Below are 13,510 nucleotides of genomic sequence, written 5' to 3'. Positions count from 1 at the left end.
TGAAGGACTTGCCTTATTGTAAATAGAACGCGATCGTCTTACGCAGCAGCAGCGGCAATACTTCAAAGGTATACGGAATATTCACTCTTTCCGTCCACTTATGAGCATCTTTTCCATAGCAGCCATAATTGACCGCCGGAATATTGAGCCTTTTGATCTGATCTACCGGTATAGGATATAACTCCTTCATTCCGGGAAAGTTGTCCGTAAGAAGCCCGAGGGATTCCTCCGAATCGTCTATTTTCAGATAACTGCTGTCGGAAAGGCTTGGGAAGAACTTCATAAAGCGAAAAGTTTCCCCCGTATCATCAGATACCTCCTGCACGATTTTCCGTATCCGGGAAATTATTTCTTCCTCTTTACCCTGCAGCGTATTATGAGGGCAATAAGGCGCTGCAAAGTACAAAATCACTGCCGGAACAGTAATGCCGGCCGCATGAAGGAGATACCGAACCGTCTGGATAGGAATTTCTCTTTTATCCGTCCCCTTTTTCATTTCGTCCAAAATCCTGCTCTCCAAATCCTTTTCCGTACAGCCTCTGTCTTTTGCAATCTGCCAAAGCTCCTCATAGGTCATTATCCGGTAAGGGTACTCATAATCCTTATGTGCCTGACCGCTCAGCTTACTGAAACGCGCGCTCATTTCATTGATTTTTGCCAGCGCCTCCTGCATTACCTCTTTAGCCGCCGTAATTAATTTCCCGATGATCTCCTCCATAGAGGCATTATGAACAAAATAATTAAAGTATACGAATGCCTCCGAAGCTGTCTGCACATTGTACCATGGTTTTAAATCCTTCATTTTCAGCACAGAGGGCGGATAGGTATATTCCCCTTCATATTCGTCCGAAAAAGCACTGTTTAAATTAATCTTATCCACCAGTCCGGCAGCGACCATGGATGCATCAAAGCCTTCGAAGCACTGTCCTACATGAGTCTCCTTTCCCTGTATATAGAAACAGGGAAGCAGTTTGCCGACGGTTCCTGTATACAAAGTTTTTGTCTGGTCGCCTCGGAACAAAGGGCATATGAAATCGTTATTGATCGCCAGTATGTATTCTAATTCATAAGTCTTCTTAAGCTCCTCTAAAATATCCAGTCCCTCTATGATACCTGTGTGCAGGTTTTCTTCCACCGGATTAAAGGATACCAGAATATTTCCGCTAAGATTCTGAACCTGCCCGCACATTTCTTTTAAAATGCCGAGAAAAACCGCATCGCCGCTTTTCATATCGCAGCTCCCTCTTCCAAACAGATAATTGCCGGATTCCAGATCCTCTCTTACCTCCGGTGCCAGATCCAAGCCCGCCAGCGCCTCCATTAATTCATCCGGTTTGCATGCGAATGGCTTTAGTGCGCCATATTCCTCAATCCCTACGGTATCCGTATGTCCGTGAAAAAGCAGCGTTCTTTTCTTTCTTTCTTTTTCTCCGATCAATAGCGCCATTACATTTCGGCGGTGAAGCGAATCATCCTTTAATTCTCTCACGATTACCTGATCAGGATGCCTCTTGAAATAGGGAATCTCTCTTATATATGCTTCCATAAACAAACCGATTTCCCGCTCCCCATCCGTGGTATTAACACTATTGATATTTACCAGCTCCTTTGTGAGCATCAGCATATCTTCATTGATCAAACGATATCTCCCCTTTCTTTTTCCAGAATGTAAAAAAGGCCTCTACGATTTCGTAGAAGCCTCTTTGCTTTATAGTTCTGTGTACTGTATACATTTTTAACATACTTTTTTACACTTGTCAACTATAAATCTTTATTTTTTTGTTGCATTACCAAGAAATTATGTAGTAAAATATTTTTAATATAAATGTGTACAGAATACAGAGAGGATATTTTATGAAACTACAACCCATTCAAAAAACGCTCACCTTGAAAGAACAAGCTTATAATTCTATAAAAGAAGCCATATTGCTAAATAAATTAGAGCCGGGTACACCGTTGACGGAAGAACAGCTTAGCGCTACTCTGTCCATAAGCCGTACCCCCATCCGTTCCGCCCTGCAGCAGCTCGTATATGAAAAGCTTGCCGCTTGCGATGTAACGGGACATATCTATGTGTCTACCATTACTCAGAAGGACGTGGACGACATCACCGTTATGAGGTCTAATCTGGAGCCTCTTGGAATCGAACTTATTTCCTTTCCCGTCGCCGCAGAAAAACTACATAAAATAAAGGAGATTCAAAAGGCTCAGCGCGAATTGGTAGAAAAGCATTCGGAAGATAATTATCAATATGCCCTTCTCGATACTATGTTCCACAACGAAATAGCTCATTTGTGCGACAACTCTATTTTAGTGGAGACAATAGAAAATCTGGGGCCCATTATGATAAGAATCAATATCTTATCCGGAACCTTACCTCCCTATAAGGAAAACGCTATAGAAGAGCACGCCTCTATTATCCGCTTTCTGGAAAATAATCAAAAAGATTTTGCCGTGTTAGCCATGCGGGAGCATGTAAAAAAGGTAGGGGAGCGCATTATAACTACGCTTAGCTAATATTTATTATTTTATATTTCTATGACCTTTTAGGCATTCTCCTTCATACTAGTCGCCCTTTCAGCGATATTCTTGCTGAAGTTGATAACATCGTGGTCATAGCTTTCATTCATCAGTTTTGACTGAATGAGGAAATCAGCGGTCGCTTTATTATTCGCGATTGGTATATCGTACACCTGCGCGATTCTGAGCAAAGCCTTGACATCAGGATCATGGGGCGCCGCTGTCAGCGGATCCGAGAAGAATATTACAAAATCGATCCTTCCTTCTACGATCTTCGCGCCTATCTGTTGGTCTCCTCCTAACGGGCCGCTGTTATATCCTCTTACGGGAAGCCCGGTGCTGTCCGTGATCATATGGGCCGTCGTTCCCGTTCCGCAAAGGAAGTGCCCCTTTAATATCTCCCTGTTATCCTGACACCATTTGATCAAATCAGCCTTTTTGGCATCATGAGCAATCAGTGCGATATTTTTCTGTTTCCCAATTGTAAGTGTGATAAAGTCTTTTTCCATGCAATTCGTTTCTCCTTACTTTACGTATGATTTTAAGCATTTGTAAGTATCAAAAATATTCTTGAACTTTTAGGCTGTGTTTTCCTATAGCCTTCCATTTTGTATTATAGCAGACTTTTTGAATTTTTTCATTTAATTCCGAATCATAGATTTTTAAATATTTTTTTTGTTCCAATAGCGATTCCGAGAGATATCGTCCCCGCAAGCAGCACTACCGCATGCTCAAAGCCTTTCCAGCTTTCAAAAAGAATACCGTAGAAGGCACTGCCTATCGGCTGCGCACACATGGAAGCCGTAAGAATTAACGCAATTACCTTACCAACAATACCAGGCGGCGTTTCCGCTTGGACAAAGGAAAGCATTTGTACCGTGAACATGGTGGAAATTGCCATAAGAATAAAACAGCATGTGCTTATCACTATGTAGTTTACAATATCAGAGGAACTAGTTGCCAGGGATATTCCGATAGGGAAAACGCAGACGGCACATGCCAGCAGCAAATGTCCGGCTTTTTTAACAGCCAGCCTTTTTGCGAAAATTCCCGTGAGGATCCCTCCCGCGATTCCCCCGGCTGCCAGCGCACCTTCCGCAAATCCATAGAGCCTATTCGCCTGCTCAGGGGAAAAGCTAAGTACCTCCGTAATCAGGTAGGGCAAACCTACGATAATCATTGCCGACATAAAAAGATTGATCGCACAAACCACAAGCAGAACCCTTCCGATAATAGGTTTCTCTTTTCGAATAAAGATAAGGCTCTCTGTAAAATCACATCTTGCAGTTTCCCATATGTTTTCTCCGCGCTCTCTCTTTTCAAAGGGAATCACGATAAAAATCTCCATAACCGCTGCAAGCAGAAAGCAGGCAAAGCAAAGTATAAGTACCGTCTTAAGGCCATATATGCTATATAAAATACCACCCAATACCGGTCCCAGCAAAGAGGAAAGTGAACTGATGGAATTGATAATAGAATTCGCTGTCATGAGTTTATCCTTGCCAACTAATGCAGGAACGCTGGCTTGAACCGACGGCTGATAAAATCCGGCAATACCATATAAGAGCATAAGCATACCTCCGATCAAAAGGATGATATTTGCCCTACCCATACTTAAAAAGAATATCAATATAAGCGCCGAAGTAAGAAAGTCCAATATGACCATGATATTTCGTTTATTCACTCGGTCTGCGATAATACCTCCTGCCGGCGAGAGAAGGATTGCCGGAATAAAGGCACAAGCGGTAACCGTTCCGTAAAGCGCGGAAGAACCAGTTTGATTCAGCAGATATAAAGGCAGGGCGAACCTAAGGGCAGCATTGCCAATAGGGAGATAATCTGCCCCACCGCTACCAAAGTAAAATCCTTAGAAAATAACTTTTCATTCATAATTTCAATCTCCTTATAATACCGAACGTCGGTATGTATATTTATAAAAAGCAGGTGTCAAAACGTCTGTTATAAATATATTTCTGTCCATATATCTAAAACAAAAGAAACGACTGCGTCAATCTATTTACTATCCTGATAAATCTGTGCCAGCTCCTGCAGCCTATTTATCATTTCGTCATCCAAAACATCCAGTCCAAAGCCGCGCAGCATTTGATCGAACACCATGAGCTTTCTATAACACTCCTCGGGTGTATTGTTAAAAATCATAGGATTGAGCCAGAAATTAGCGGCCAGCACTATCAGCTCAGAAAGCTCCGCGGAATATTGTGTCTGAATCGAGCCATCCGCTATCCCCTGCTCAACGATTGGACGAATATATAGGGGAACTGCTTCGTCTATCGTATCGCGAAGCATTATAAACATAAATCTGGGATTCTCACCCAGATTAGGCGCCGCCGTAAAAATATCACTTTGTACCGGACGCAGAATAGATTCCTTAAAGATGGCTTTCAGCTTTTCTTTTCCATTCATATCCGAACGGTCACGGATAACTGCTAACATTTGATTGGAGTCTGAAGTCATCCGGTCCGTTACCGCAATCAAAATCTCTTCCTTCGATTTAAAATGATGATAAATTGCCCCTTTGCTGAGTCCGCCCAGATTATCGATAATATCCTGTATAGAAGTATGCTCATAGCCCTTTTGCATGAATAAACGGAAGGCAACATCCAATATGAGATTGATTGTCTCCTCCGGGTATTTGTTTCTCGCCATTTCATCTCACCTCAACAATTCACTATACCAAAACATACCATCGGTATGTATGATTATCATAACATACTAATGGTATGTTTACAAGTCTTTTTAATCAGGAACTTATTCTTCTGTCAACGCAAATACACTTTCCCTTTTAGTGAGACAAACAATAGATTATAATAGCCTGCTGCACCACGAGCAAACTTTTTTTGAATTCATAACCCACGAAATATTCGGATTCGATAACATCTTCAGATACCTCCTCGCCACGGTAAAACGGGGGACAAGGATTGACAACAGCACCGGAATTCGCGCTGTCCATAATCGCTTTCGTAACCTGATATCCTTTAAAATCAGCTAATGCATCTTTTTGTATAGGATCCGTACATATGATGTCCTTGCCCTCCACCGCAGCCTCCAGCTCACCAAACACATCGACGCCTTCCATCTCATAACCCTCAGGGCAGCACTGGGCAAACCGAAATCCCATAATTTCGGCAGCCTCCTTCCATGCCAAGCCGATATTGCCGCTTCCTCCGCAGAATAAATAGCTGTCATTCAGAAAATCTCTGCGAAGCTTTGAGAGAGAATATAAATCTGATACGATTTCGCAAGGATGATTTTGATCCGTCATCGCATTGATTATGGGTACTCCTGAAAATGTTTGCATCCTTTCCATAAGGGAAATGTCCTTATGCCTTACAATGACCAGGTCACACCAGTTATTCATATATCCTGTGACGTCTTTTATCTCTTCTCTTTTATCCAACGTTTGCGGGGGAAACAGTATCGTCTGCCCGCCCAGCAGAAATATCCCCTTTTCGAAGGTGACCCTTGTCCGGATGCTCGCTTCCGAGAAAAACATGACGGCTGTTTTCCCCTTTAAAAAATCCTTGTATTTTCCGGCTTGAATAGCGTCGGCAATATCGAATATTTCAAAAATATCCTTTTTCGTATAATCCGTTATCCGAAGAAAGCTTCTCATTTTTATCCCCCTGCAAGAACCTGTTGCCCCTATACATATTCTTCTATCCCGTATTTGCTTATTTTTATCTTTTTCACATATATTTCCTTGAGCCTGGAAAGAGCATCGTAATGGGCCGTTGCCGCATGCCGCTTCAGCTCATGCTGATTCGTCCACATCTCCATCAGGCATATATCATCTGATGAATCCAATGGATAATAAAAATCATACTTAATATTTCCCGGCTCTTGTCTGGAAGCCGTTGCTATTTCTTCTTCCTGAAGCTTTCTGTAAAATTCCTCTCTTTTTCCGGCTTGAATGGTATATCTTGCATTTACGAGGACATATTTTCGTATCGAAAGAAGAGCAGCCCCATAATTCTCCGCCTTAGTTACTGCAAAATATTTGCAGAAGGAGACCGTCCACATATCCATTTCTTCATCCATTCCGTCACCTGTCTCCGCTATATCGTTCATAATAAAAGAAACGAATCTGCATGGGGTTTTCGCTATCTCAGGAAGGAGATAAGATGCGCCCCATTCTGCATCCTCCTTGTCATCCACAAATCCATTTCTTGCATCTACAATAAAATTACTGCCCTCGTACTTTGCCAAAAGGCTTGCCGCAAACATAGTAGGACGTCTATAATCCTCCAGATGACAATACTTTTTCCACCTGAGCAAAACTACATGATCCTCAGGAATATATTTTACATTGCAATATTCCGAATCGAACTCCTCCTGCGCAACCGCGATTTCCATAAATCCCACCGTAAATGGCAAATGGGGAAAGAGCTTCGTTCCTGTATGTACGAACCCATTCTGAATATACCAGTTTTTTAAGCGGGTGTTTTCCTCTATGATTCCGATAACGATTTTATTTCCCTTGAGGGTTTTTACCACATCATAACAAAATTCTACAAGTTGCTTTCCGTACCCTTTGTGCCTATATGCCGGCAATACTGTCAGTTTAGCCAACTCATAGCTTCCATTATCCTTTGCTTCCAGCTGTGCAAAACCGGCAATCTTATCCCCTTCGCATATTGCAAACATTTTATTTCCCTTTTTGTAATCGTTTTCCAATCTTTCATATGGCATAAAAGCCCCGTTTGTCGGGCAATTATCTGTGGTAAGCCCGAATTCGTCTGCAACTGTCATCGAGCTGTCCTTAATTACGGCAAGACATTCCATTAAATCCTTTTCTTCTACTGGTCTGATCATTCTACTTCTCCTCCTGCTCCTCACTATTGTAAATTTACTAATTTATCGATACCGTCGATACCGGCAAATTCCTCTACTATAATAGACTCGATATGTTCTTTTAAACCTTTATCTACGTCTGTAATACACCAATTTTTTTCGCCGCCTATACTTTTACAATCGTCTTCAATTAATATATCAGGCCTTATTCGTTCTACCAAATCGGCGTACCCTTCCCTTTTTCCTCTGCATAAAATTTGCGTATATTTTATGCCATGAAAATCCATGACTCTTTTTATAAACAAATATCTTTTCTTTCTAACATAAGAACATAAATAGATTTCATTTCCCTTATCATATAAGCCATTTATTATTCGCTTCGCTTCTCCTATCGGAGCATATCCATATTTGGAAAACAAGAACAGCATGGGCTTTGTATAAAAAGCAGTACCCTCTATAAAAATCATTATTTTCTTCATCCTCAGCTCCCACCTGCGTGCTTAAGCACGCATACAAATCAGAAGGCGCTAAGAGCTATGGACTATTATTCCGCATATAGTTCCCTTATTGCCTGTTCCCAATATTTCTCAGAAATATGAGGCCATACGCATTCTCCCACAGCCTCTTTACATAATGCCATCGCTCTATCCAATACTTGAGTGTTACTGATCCGTCCATTTCTAAGGACTCTCTCTGCCACATGGCTCCAATATGGAGCATGAACCATCAGCTTATCCTTGCGCATATCCGCAATAACCTCATCCACCTCATATTCTAAGCTGATAAACTCCTCCTGCCATCCTCTTTCATGACTGCTCAGTATAAGAAATTGCGTTCTCCCTTCGCTTAAAAGCGGCATTCCCACCGATCCGGGATTTAATGCAGTCTTTTTATTATAAATGGTTTTATTTTGCCGGTGGGTATGTCCGCAAATAATCAGCCCAGTTTCCGATGCTTCCAGAATTTCAAATATTCTGTCGCTATTTGGAATCATTTTTTCGTTTACCTGATACGGCGAACCGTGGCAAATCAGAAACGGCGGATGTCCTTCGAATTCTATTCTTTGTTTAATGGGTAAAGTTTCAAAAAAATCAATATCTTTATCAGATAAACGATCATAATTGTATCGAAGCGTCCCCGTAGTTGAATTATAATCCGCCCATTCCCACGTTTCATCTTCCTTTTTCCTATAATCGATCCAGTATCCTTCTTTATTTCCCCTAATGAAAATACAATTATATTTTTACTTTTCTTTTTTATGCCCGGCTTCATACCAAACCATACATTCTTCCGCTCTTACAAATCCGCATTTTTCATATAACGCCCGTCCTGCTTCGGTGGCGTCAAGGCTTATTTCTGTAATTTCCTTCTGCCTTGCTTCCTCCATTAACCATGCCATCATTTTTAAGGCAATTCCATGCCTTCTATAATCTGCACGGGTATAGACGTTCATAATATGAGCTCTTTTCCCGGTAGGATGATCGAACGTAGGCATCACATTTATATAACAAATGGAGGCACACCCAATGGCCTCGCTATCTTCCACTGCCAGCACAGTAGTCTGGCCGGAGCTTTTAAAATATTCTCTTGTGTTGTTTATAAACTCCTTATTGAAGGGCATGCCGTCGGACAGCCCGTTTACAGCTCTCAGCATCTCGAGCCTGATATCCATAACCATATCTAAATCGGTATTCACTGCTTTTATCAATTTCATTCTGTATAGTCTCCTGTATCTTTCGCTTAGCACACGCAGCTGCGCATTCACTTCTTCTGTAAGAGAAACTCCTTTTCCTCTTATAAAAATGCAGAGCTGCCCATCCCTTTATAAAAGGATGATTAACAGCTCTGCGTTATAAATTTTGTTCTTTACAGACTTCTCCGCGCAGCAGAACGCCTCCCCTTTTGAGTATCGATTAAAGATAATTTTAGGTAGATGCCGCGCGATTGTCAACACACTTTTAAATATTAATTATAATTCGAAAATTAAAATTATAAATTCCACCCCGTAATCCATGATATTCAAATGTTTATGATCAGCCCCGTTATAAATGCAAAAATTATCACATATAACAAATATATTATGAACTGGCGAATACCTAATACAATTTTAACAGCGCCTAAATTGGTGATTTTTGTGGCCGGCCCGGTAAGCATGAATGCTGCAGCGGATCCCATGCTCATACCGTCATAAAGCCACTGCTGTAAAAGAGGAATGGTCCCGCCCCCGCACATGTAAAGCGGAACGCCGATGGTAGCTGCCATCAGCACGCCAAATCCCTCGTTGCTGCCAAACAGTTTAACAAAAGCATCTGTCGGTACATATCTTTGGAACAAAGCAGATAGTACAATTCCTAAAAGAAAATACAACCAGGTTGCTTTCACATTCCGTCCGAAATTTTTAAGTAAGCGCAGCAGGATATTAGGATCTGTATCACGGCTTTTCACTTCTGCAATGGAAGAAAAGTTGAAAAAGGAGGTTTCCCGGCAGAATACGTGTACCAGCAGCCCTGCTACGATGCCACAGAGAAAACAAGCCGATATTCTTACGATCAATGCCTTTGTTCCCAGCGCAGCGCTATAAATAATCAGCTGTGGATTGAGTAAGATAGAGGACATCATAAAAGCAGCCAGCCAGTCATCTCTCATCCCCTTCGCCGAAAAGGATGCCGCAATCGGAATTGTTCCATACATACAGAGCGGTGATGCTATACCGAGTAAACATGCCGGTACGATCCCCAATACCCCCATCCTTTTATCCTTTAAACTATGGAACAAATTATGTATCCGTTCTTTGCCGAACACAGACACTACCGACCCAATGACCATACCCAGCAACCAGTACTCAAAAATCTGATTCAATTGGATACTAAAATAATACCATAGATAAACAAATTCTCTATGCAATATATCAATCATCGATATTCACCAATTCATACTCACGGCTGCCAAGTCCGATTTCCTCCGCACTTTCCAGTGTATGAAGCCCATTCAGTTGTTCAATTCTGTTTACGAGCTTTTCTCTTCCTTCCGCAGTATATACAAGATCGATACATGCCTGATCAAGCGCCACCGGATCAGTTGAAGAAAGAATTCCGATATCGTGAATATCCGGTTCCGCCGGTTTTCCATTGCAGTCGCAGTCTATACTGATCCTGTTCATAACATTGACATATGCAATATTCTTCCCATTCCCCAAACTGTCAGAAACAGCCTTACCGGCATCAGCCATTGATTCCAGAAAATCATCCTGAATTCCTCCCCACATACTTATACTGCTCTTTCCTGCAGTATGTATCAGGCATTTTCCTTCTTTTGAACCAATCCCTATGGAAATGTTTTTAATTGCTCCTCCAAAGCCAGCCATCTGATGCCCCTTAAAATGAGAAAGCACAAGAAAAGAATCATAATTTGCAAAGTGGGCGCCTACAAGATCTTCTTCCAGATGAGTTCCTCCATTTACCGGAAGGCTTATTGATCCGTCAGCGTCCATAATATCTACCTCCGCAATATCCGTGAATCCATGATCCTTGGCTACCTGCATATGCATAGCGGTTTCCCCGCGAGAACCGCCATACGCCGTATTGCATTCCACAATCGTACCTTCCACAGACTGCACTAAGTCTTTAATCAATTCCGGTTTCAGATAGTTGCTGGCGGGCGGTTCACCTGTACTAAGCTTCACAGCAACCTTCCCTTCCGGCGTCCAGCCCATTGCTTCATAAACAGCCATCAAACCTTCCGGGCTGATATCGGTCGTCATGTAAACTTTTGGTGTTTCCTCCGGTAATTGAGTTACCTCATATTCCACCTCCGAACTTTCCACTTCCGTATCAGTTTCGTTACTGCTGCCCTGAACGTTTCCACATGCTGTAAGGGAAAACATTACCATAAGTATTAGAACAAAACCAATAACTCTTTTCAATTTCATATCTCACACCCTCCATCCGTATTATTCCTCTACATATTCTTTGCAGGATATATATCCCCATTAAATAACTCAAACTTAATGTAAAAATGTGAGAATTCTGTGAGAAAAAAGGTAGATTTATATGAAAATATATTAATTACTTTGACTTGGATACTCGAACCAAAAAGTAGTTAGAGATTCTTTACAGTCTACGCCATAGCACATATCATGAGCCTTTAAAAACGTGCTGACGATAGAAAGACCGATACCGGTTCCCTTTTTACGTCCGCTATGATGCTGACTGCATTGATATCTTTCCCAGATGATTGCCCGATCCTCCTCCGGAATAGGTTCACCCGGATTGATAACAGACACCCGTATCCCGTTACCCGGTGTCTCAATCACTACGAAGATTATTCCCCCATCCGCAGTATGATTGACGGCATTATTCAACAAATTCCGCATTACCTGGCAAATTTTCATAGCATCTACATAGACGGGAATATCCTTCTGCGCGCTCTCCAACCGAACCGTGATATCATATTGAGCAGCATTTTGTTCGTAATGAGCTGCCTCTGACTCAACAATCTCATACAGATTGTACCAATCCTTTTTTAGTTGGATATATCCGGCCTGTAGCTGGGAGTAATCCATGATGTCGCTGACCATCTCGCTCATCCGTCCAGCTTCCTGTATAATAAGATTAAGGTCCTCATTACGCTTTTCATCATTTTTCCAGCTGATATCCCGCACCATTTCGGCATAACCCCTGATAAGCGCCAGCGGCGAGCGCAGTTCATGGGACACATTGGCTATAACCTCTTTGCGGAGAACATCCACTCGTTGGAGAGCCTGACTAAGCTCGTCTACCGAATCGGATAGTTGCCCGAGCTCATCATTCAGGGAAAGCTCTGATGTTGCGGTTAATTCGCCCTTTGCAAGTTCGTCTACCGTACTCTTTATAATGTGAATTGGCTTCACAAAATGGCGGGACAACAATGCTGCCAGCATAGCAGCCGCCAGTGACAGTGTTATGCTCAATATCACAAGCTGGCTCCGGTTAATACGAAGCACCGTATGCAGTTCATCCATTGAATGATACAAAACAATCAAAGCCTGCCTGCCTTCGTACGTCACAGGAATGCCGATTTCAAGTACTAACGGTTCAGACCCGTCCCGAATTATTTTATGGTACGTTTTTCCCTGCAAAACCTGCTGATATTCTTCACTATGCTTTAAGTTATATAGAAATGCATATATAAAATCCCATGAATTTTCCTTTTGCAGCCTATATCCTAAACTGTAAAGCGCAATCGGATTCCCGTCAGCATCAATCAGTATCATTTTTCCGTTAGCGGACTTACTTAGAGAAGAGAGCAGATGAGCATGATCGGCGAGATCTTTTGTTTTTATGTTCTCAATAATAGGCTGTAAACGGCTTTGTACTTCAGCCACAGTGGAATCCACATAATTCCGCTCAAACAGGAATATCTGCACAACCCACATAAATGCTATGCCAAGTGCCACCAAAAGCATCATGAGCAGCCACAAGCGCACTGCAATCCTGGAGCGGAAGGGCAGCCTCTTACGAATCTTATTCATATTCAAATTTATACCCAACCCCCCATGCCGTTTGAATTACTTTCCTGTAGTCGCCCAGATGTTCCCGAAGTGATTTGATATGCGTATCTACGGTACGTGTGTCGCCATAATAGTCATAACCCCAGACCTTATTCAACAGCTGTTCCCGGCTGAGAACAAGTCCTTCATTCTGTGCAAGATACAGTAGAAGCTCAAACTCCTTAGGAGGCAGGTTAAGTACTTTTTCACCTGCGGTTACTGTTCTTGAACCGGGCGAAACACAAAACTCTCCAAAAGAAAGCTTATCACATGATCTTTTTCCGCTGCGCTTGAGTACAGCACCGATACGGGCCATCAGTTCCTTTGGACTAAACGGCTTCGGTACATAATCGTCCGCTCCAAGATGAAAGCCTAACAGCTTGTCATATTCCTCGCTGCGGGAAGTAAGCATAATAACCGGAACCTGACTTTCCTTGCGTATTTCCCCCAGAGTTTCAAAGCCATCGAGTTCCGGCATCATGACATCCAGCACAACGATATCAAACTGTGTACTATTTACTTTTTCAATAGCTTTCTGACCGTTTTCTGTCTCTTCGCACTGATATCCATCTAATTCAGCATAAGTCATCACCAGCTTCCGGAGATGTATATCATCATCAACAATTAGTAATTTCGGCATCATGATCCCTT

Annotated in this window: 14 protein-coding genes; 1 reads left to right on the top strand and 13 read right to left on the bottom strand. The window is 42.2% G+C overall.

Annotated elements, in window-relative coordinates; genetic code table 11:
* Nucleotides 1-13 precede the first annotated feature (13 nt).
* The gene (locus V6984_RS07455; protein ID WP_342759152.1) at nt 14-1,639 is read right to left on the bottom strand and encodes a M20/M25/M40 family metallo-hydrolase; all 1,626 of its coding nucleotides are present in this window, start codon (nt 1,637-1,639) and stop codon (nt 14-16) included.
* 215 nt (nt 1,640-1,854) lie between these two features.
* On the opposite strand from V6984_RS07455, the gene V6984_RS07450 reads away from it, so the two are divergent.
* Nucleotides 1,855-2,517: a GntR family transcriptional regulator gene (locus V6984_RS07450; protein ID WP_342759151.1), complete on the top strand. Its 663-nt coding sequence runs from the start codon at nt 1,855-1,857 to the stop codon at nt 2,515-2,517.
* Nucleotides 2,518-2,546: 29 nt separating this feature from the next.
* On the opposite strand, the gene V6984_RS07445 is transcribed toward V6984_RS07450, so the two are convergent.
* The 12 genes from V6984_RS07445 to V6984_RS07390 all read right to left on the bottom strand — a co-directional run bounded on the left by V6984_RS07445 (nt 2,547) and on the right by V6984_RS07390 (nt 13,499).
* The gene (locus V6984_RS07445; RefSeq protein ID WP_342759150.1) at nt 2,547-3,029 is read right to left on the bottom strand and encodes a methylglyoxal synthase; all 483 of its coding nucleotides are present in this window, start codon (nt 3,027-3,029) and stop codon (nt 2,547-2,549) included.
* Between the two features lie 143 nt (nt 3,030-3,172).
* The gene (locus V6984_RS07440; protein WP_342759959.1) at nt 3,173-4,306 is read right to left on the bottom strand and encodes an MFS transporter; all 1,134 of its coding nucleotides are present in this window, start codon (nt 4,304-4,306) and stop codon (nt 3,173-3,175) included.
* A 227-nt stretch (nt 4,307-4,533) separates the two neighbouring features.
* On the bottom strand, nt 4,534-5,187 hold the full coding sequence (locus V6984_RS07435; protein WP_342759149.1) for a TetR/AcrR family transcriptional regulator: 654 nt from the start codon (nt 5,185-5,187) through the stop codon (nt 4,534-4,536).
* Nucleotides 5,188-5,323: 136 nt separating this feature from the next.
* Nucleotides 5,324-6,154, bottom strand: a complete 831-nt coding sequence (locus tag V6984_RS07430) for a peptide transporter (protein WP_342759148.1) — start codon at nt 6,152-6,154, stop codon at nt 5,324-5,326.
* A 29-nt stretch (nt 6,155-6,183) separates the two neighbouring features.
* Nucleotides 6,184-7,353, bottom strand: a complete 1,170-nt coding sequence (locus V6984_RS07425; RefSeq protein ID WP_342759147.1) for a GNAT family N-acetyltransferase — start codon at nt 7,351-7,353, stop codon at nt 6,184-6,186.
* A gap of 23 nt (nt 7,354-7,376) precedes the next feature.
* Entirely contained in the window at nt 7,377-7,811 is a 435-nt protein-coding gene (locus V6984_RS07420) for a hypothetical protein (RefSeq protein WP_342759146.1), read from the bottom strand.
* Nucleotides 7,812-7,876: 65 nt separating this feature from the next.
* A complete protein-coding gene (locus V6984_RS07415; RefSeq protein WP_425324253.1) occupies nt 7,877-8,404 on the bottom strand; it encodes a metallophosphoesterase family protein in 528 nt (175 codons plus the stop codon).
* A 171-nt stretch (nt 8,405-8,575) separates the two neighbouring features.
* Entirely contained in the window at nt 8,576-9,046 is a 471-nt protein-coding gene (locus tag V6984_RS07410; protein WP_342759145.1) for a GNAT family N-acetyltransferase, read from the bottom strand.
* 305 nt (nt 9,047-9,351) lie between these two features.
* The gene (locus V6984_RS07405; RefSeq protein WP_342759144.1) at nt 9,352-10,248 is read right to left on the bottom strand and encodes a permease; all 897 of its coding nucleotides are present in this window, start codon (nt 10,246-10,248) and stop codon (nt 9,352-9,354) included.
* Nucleotides 10,241-11,092, bottom strand: a complete 852-nt coding sequence (locus V6984_RS07400) for a DUF362 domain-containing protein (protein WP_342759957.1) — start codon at nt 11,090-11,092, stop codon at nt 10,241-10,243. The genes V6984_RS07405 and V6984_RS07400 overlap by 8 nt, the downstream gene beginning before the upstream one ends.
* Nucleotides 11,093-11,392: 300 nt before the next feature.
* Nucleotides 11,393-12,841 carry a sensor histidine kinase gene (locus tag V6984_RS07395; RefSeq protein ID WP_342759143.1) on the bottom strand — a complete coding sequence of 483 codons (1,449 nt, stop codon included), beginning with the start codon at nt 12,839-12,841 and terminating at the stop codon, nt 11,393-11,395.
* Nucleotides 12,834-13,499 carry a response regulator transcription factor gene (locus tag V6984_RS07390; RefSeq protein WP_425324252.1) on the bottom strand — a complete coding sequence of 222 codons (666 nt, stop codon included), beginning with the start codon at nt 13,497-13,499 and terminating at the stop codon, nt 12,834-12,836. Before V6984_RS07390 ends, V6984_RS07395 begins: the two co-directional genes overlap by 8 nt.
* Nucleotides 13,500-13,510: the final 11 nt, after the last annotated feature.

The sequence above is a fragment of the Kineothrix sp. IPX-CK genome, from assembly GCF_039134705.1.
In the GTDB taxonomy this organism is placed as follows: domain Bacteria; phylum Bacillota; class Clostridia; order Lachnospirales; family Lachnospiraceae; genus Kineothrix; species Kineothrix sedimenti.
This window is presented reverse-complemented; position numbering and strand designations above follow the sequence as displayed.

Excerpts from the sequence above, each read along its gene's own strand:
- V6984_RS07450 (WP_342759151.1), top strand. The coding sequence starts at position 1,855 with ATGAAACTACAACCCATTCAAAAAACGCTCACCTTGAAAGAACAAGCT.
- V6984_RS07445 (WP_342759150.1), bottom strand. The coding sequence starts at position 3,029 with ATGGAAAAAGACTTTATCACACTTACAATTGGGAAACAGAAAAATATC.
- V6984_RS07435 (WP_342759149.1), bottom strand. The coding sequence starts at position 5,187 with ATGGCGAGAAACAAATACCCGGAGGAGACAATCAATCTCATATTGGAT.
- V6984_RS07430 (WP_342759148.1), bottom strand. The coding sequence starts at position 6,154 with ATGAGAAGCTTTCTTCGGATAACGGATTATACGAAAAAGGATATTTTT.
- V6984_RS07425 (WP_342759147.1), bottom strand. The coding sequence starts at position 7,353 with ATGATCAGACCAGTAGAAGAAAAGGATTTAATGGAATGTCTTGCCGTA.
- V6984_RS07420 (WP_342759146.1), bottom strand. The coding sequence starts at position 7,811 with ATGAAGAAAATAATGATTTTTATAGAGGGTACTGCTTTTTATACAAAG.
- V6984_RS07410 (WP_342759145.1), bottom strand. The coding sequence starts at position 9,046 with ATGAAATTGATAAAAGCAGTGAATACCGATTTAGATATGGTTATGGAT.
- V6984_RS07405 (WP_342759144.1), bottom strand. The coding sequence starts at position 10,248 with ATGATTGATATATTGCATAGAGAATTTGTTTATCTATGGTATTATTTT.
- V6984_RS07400 (WP_342759957.1), bottom strand. The coding sequence starts at position 11,092 with ATGACGACCGATATCAGCCCGGAAGGTTTGATGGCTGTTTATGAAGCA.
- V6984_RS07395 (WP_342759143.1), bottom strand. The coding sequence starts at position 12,841 with ATGAATAAGATTCGTAAGAGGCTGCCCTTCCGCTCCAGGATTGCAGTG.
- V6984_RS07390 (WP_425324252.1), bottom strand. The coding sequence starts at position 13,499 with ATGCCGAAATTACTAATTGTTGATGATGATATACATCTCCGGAAGCTG.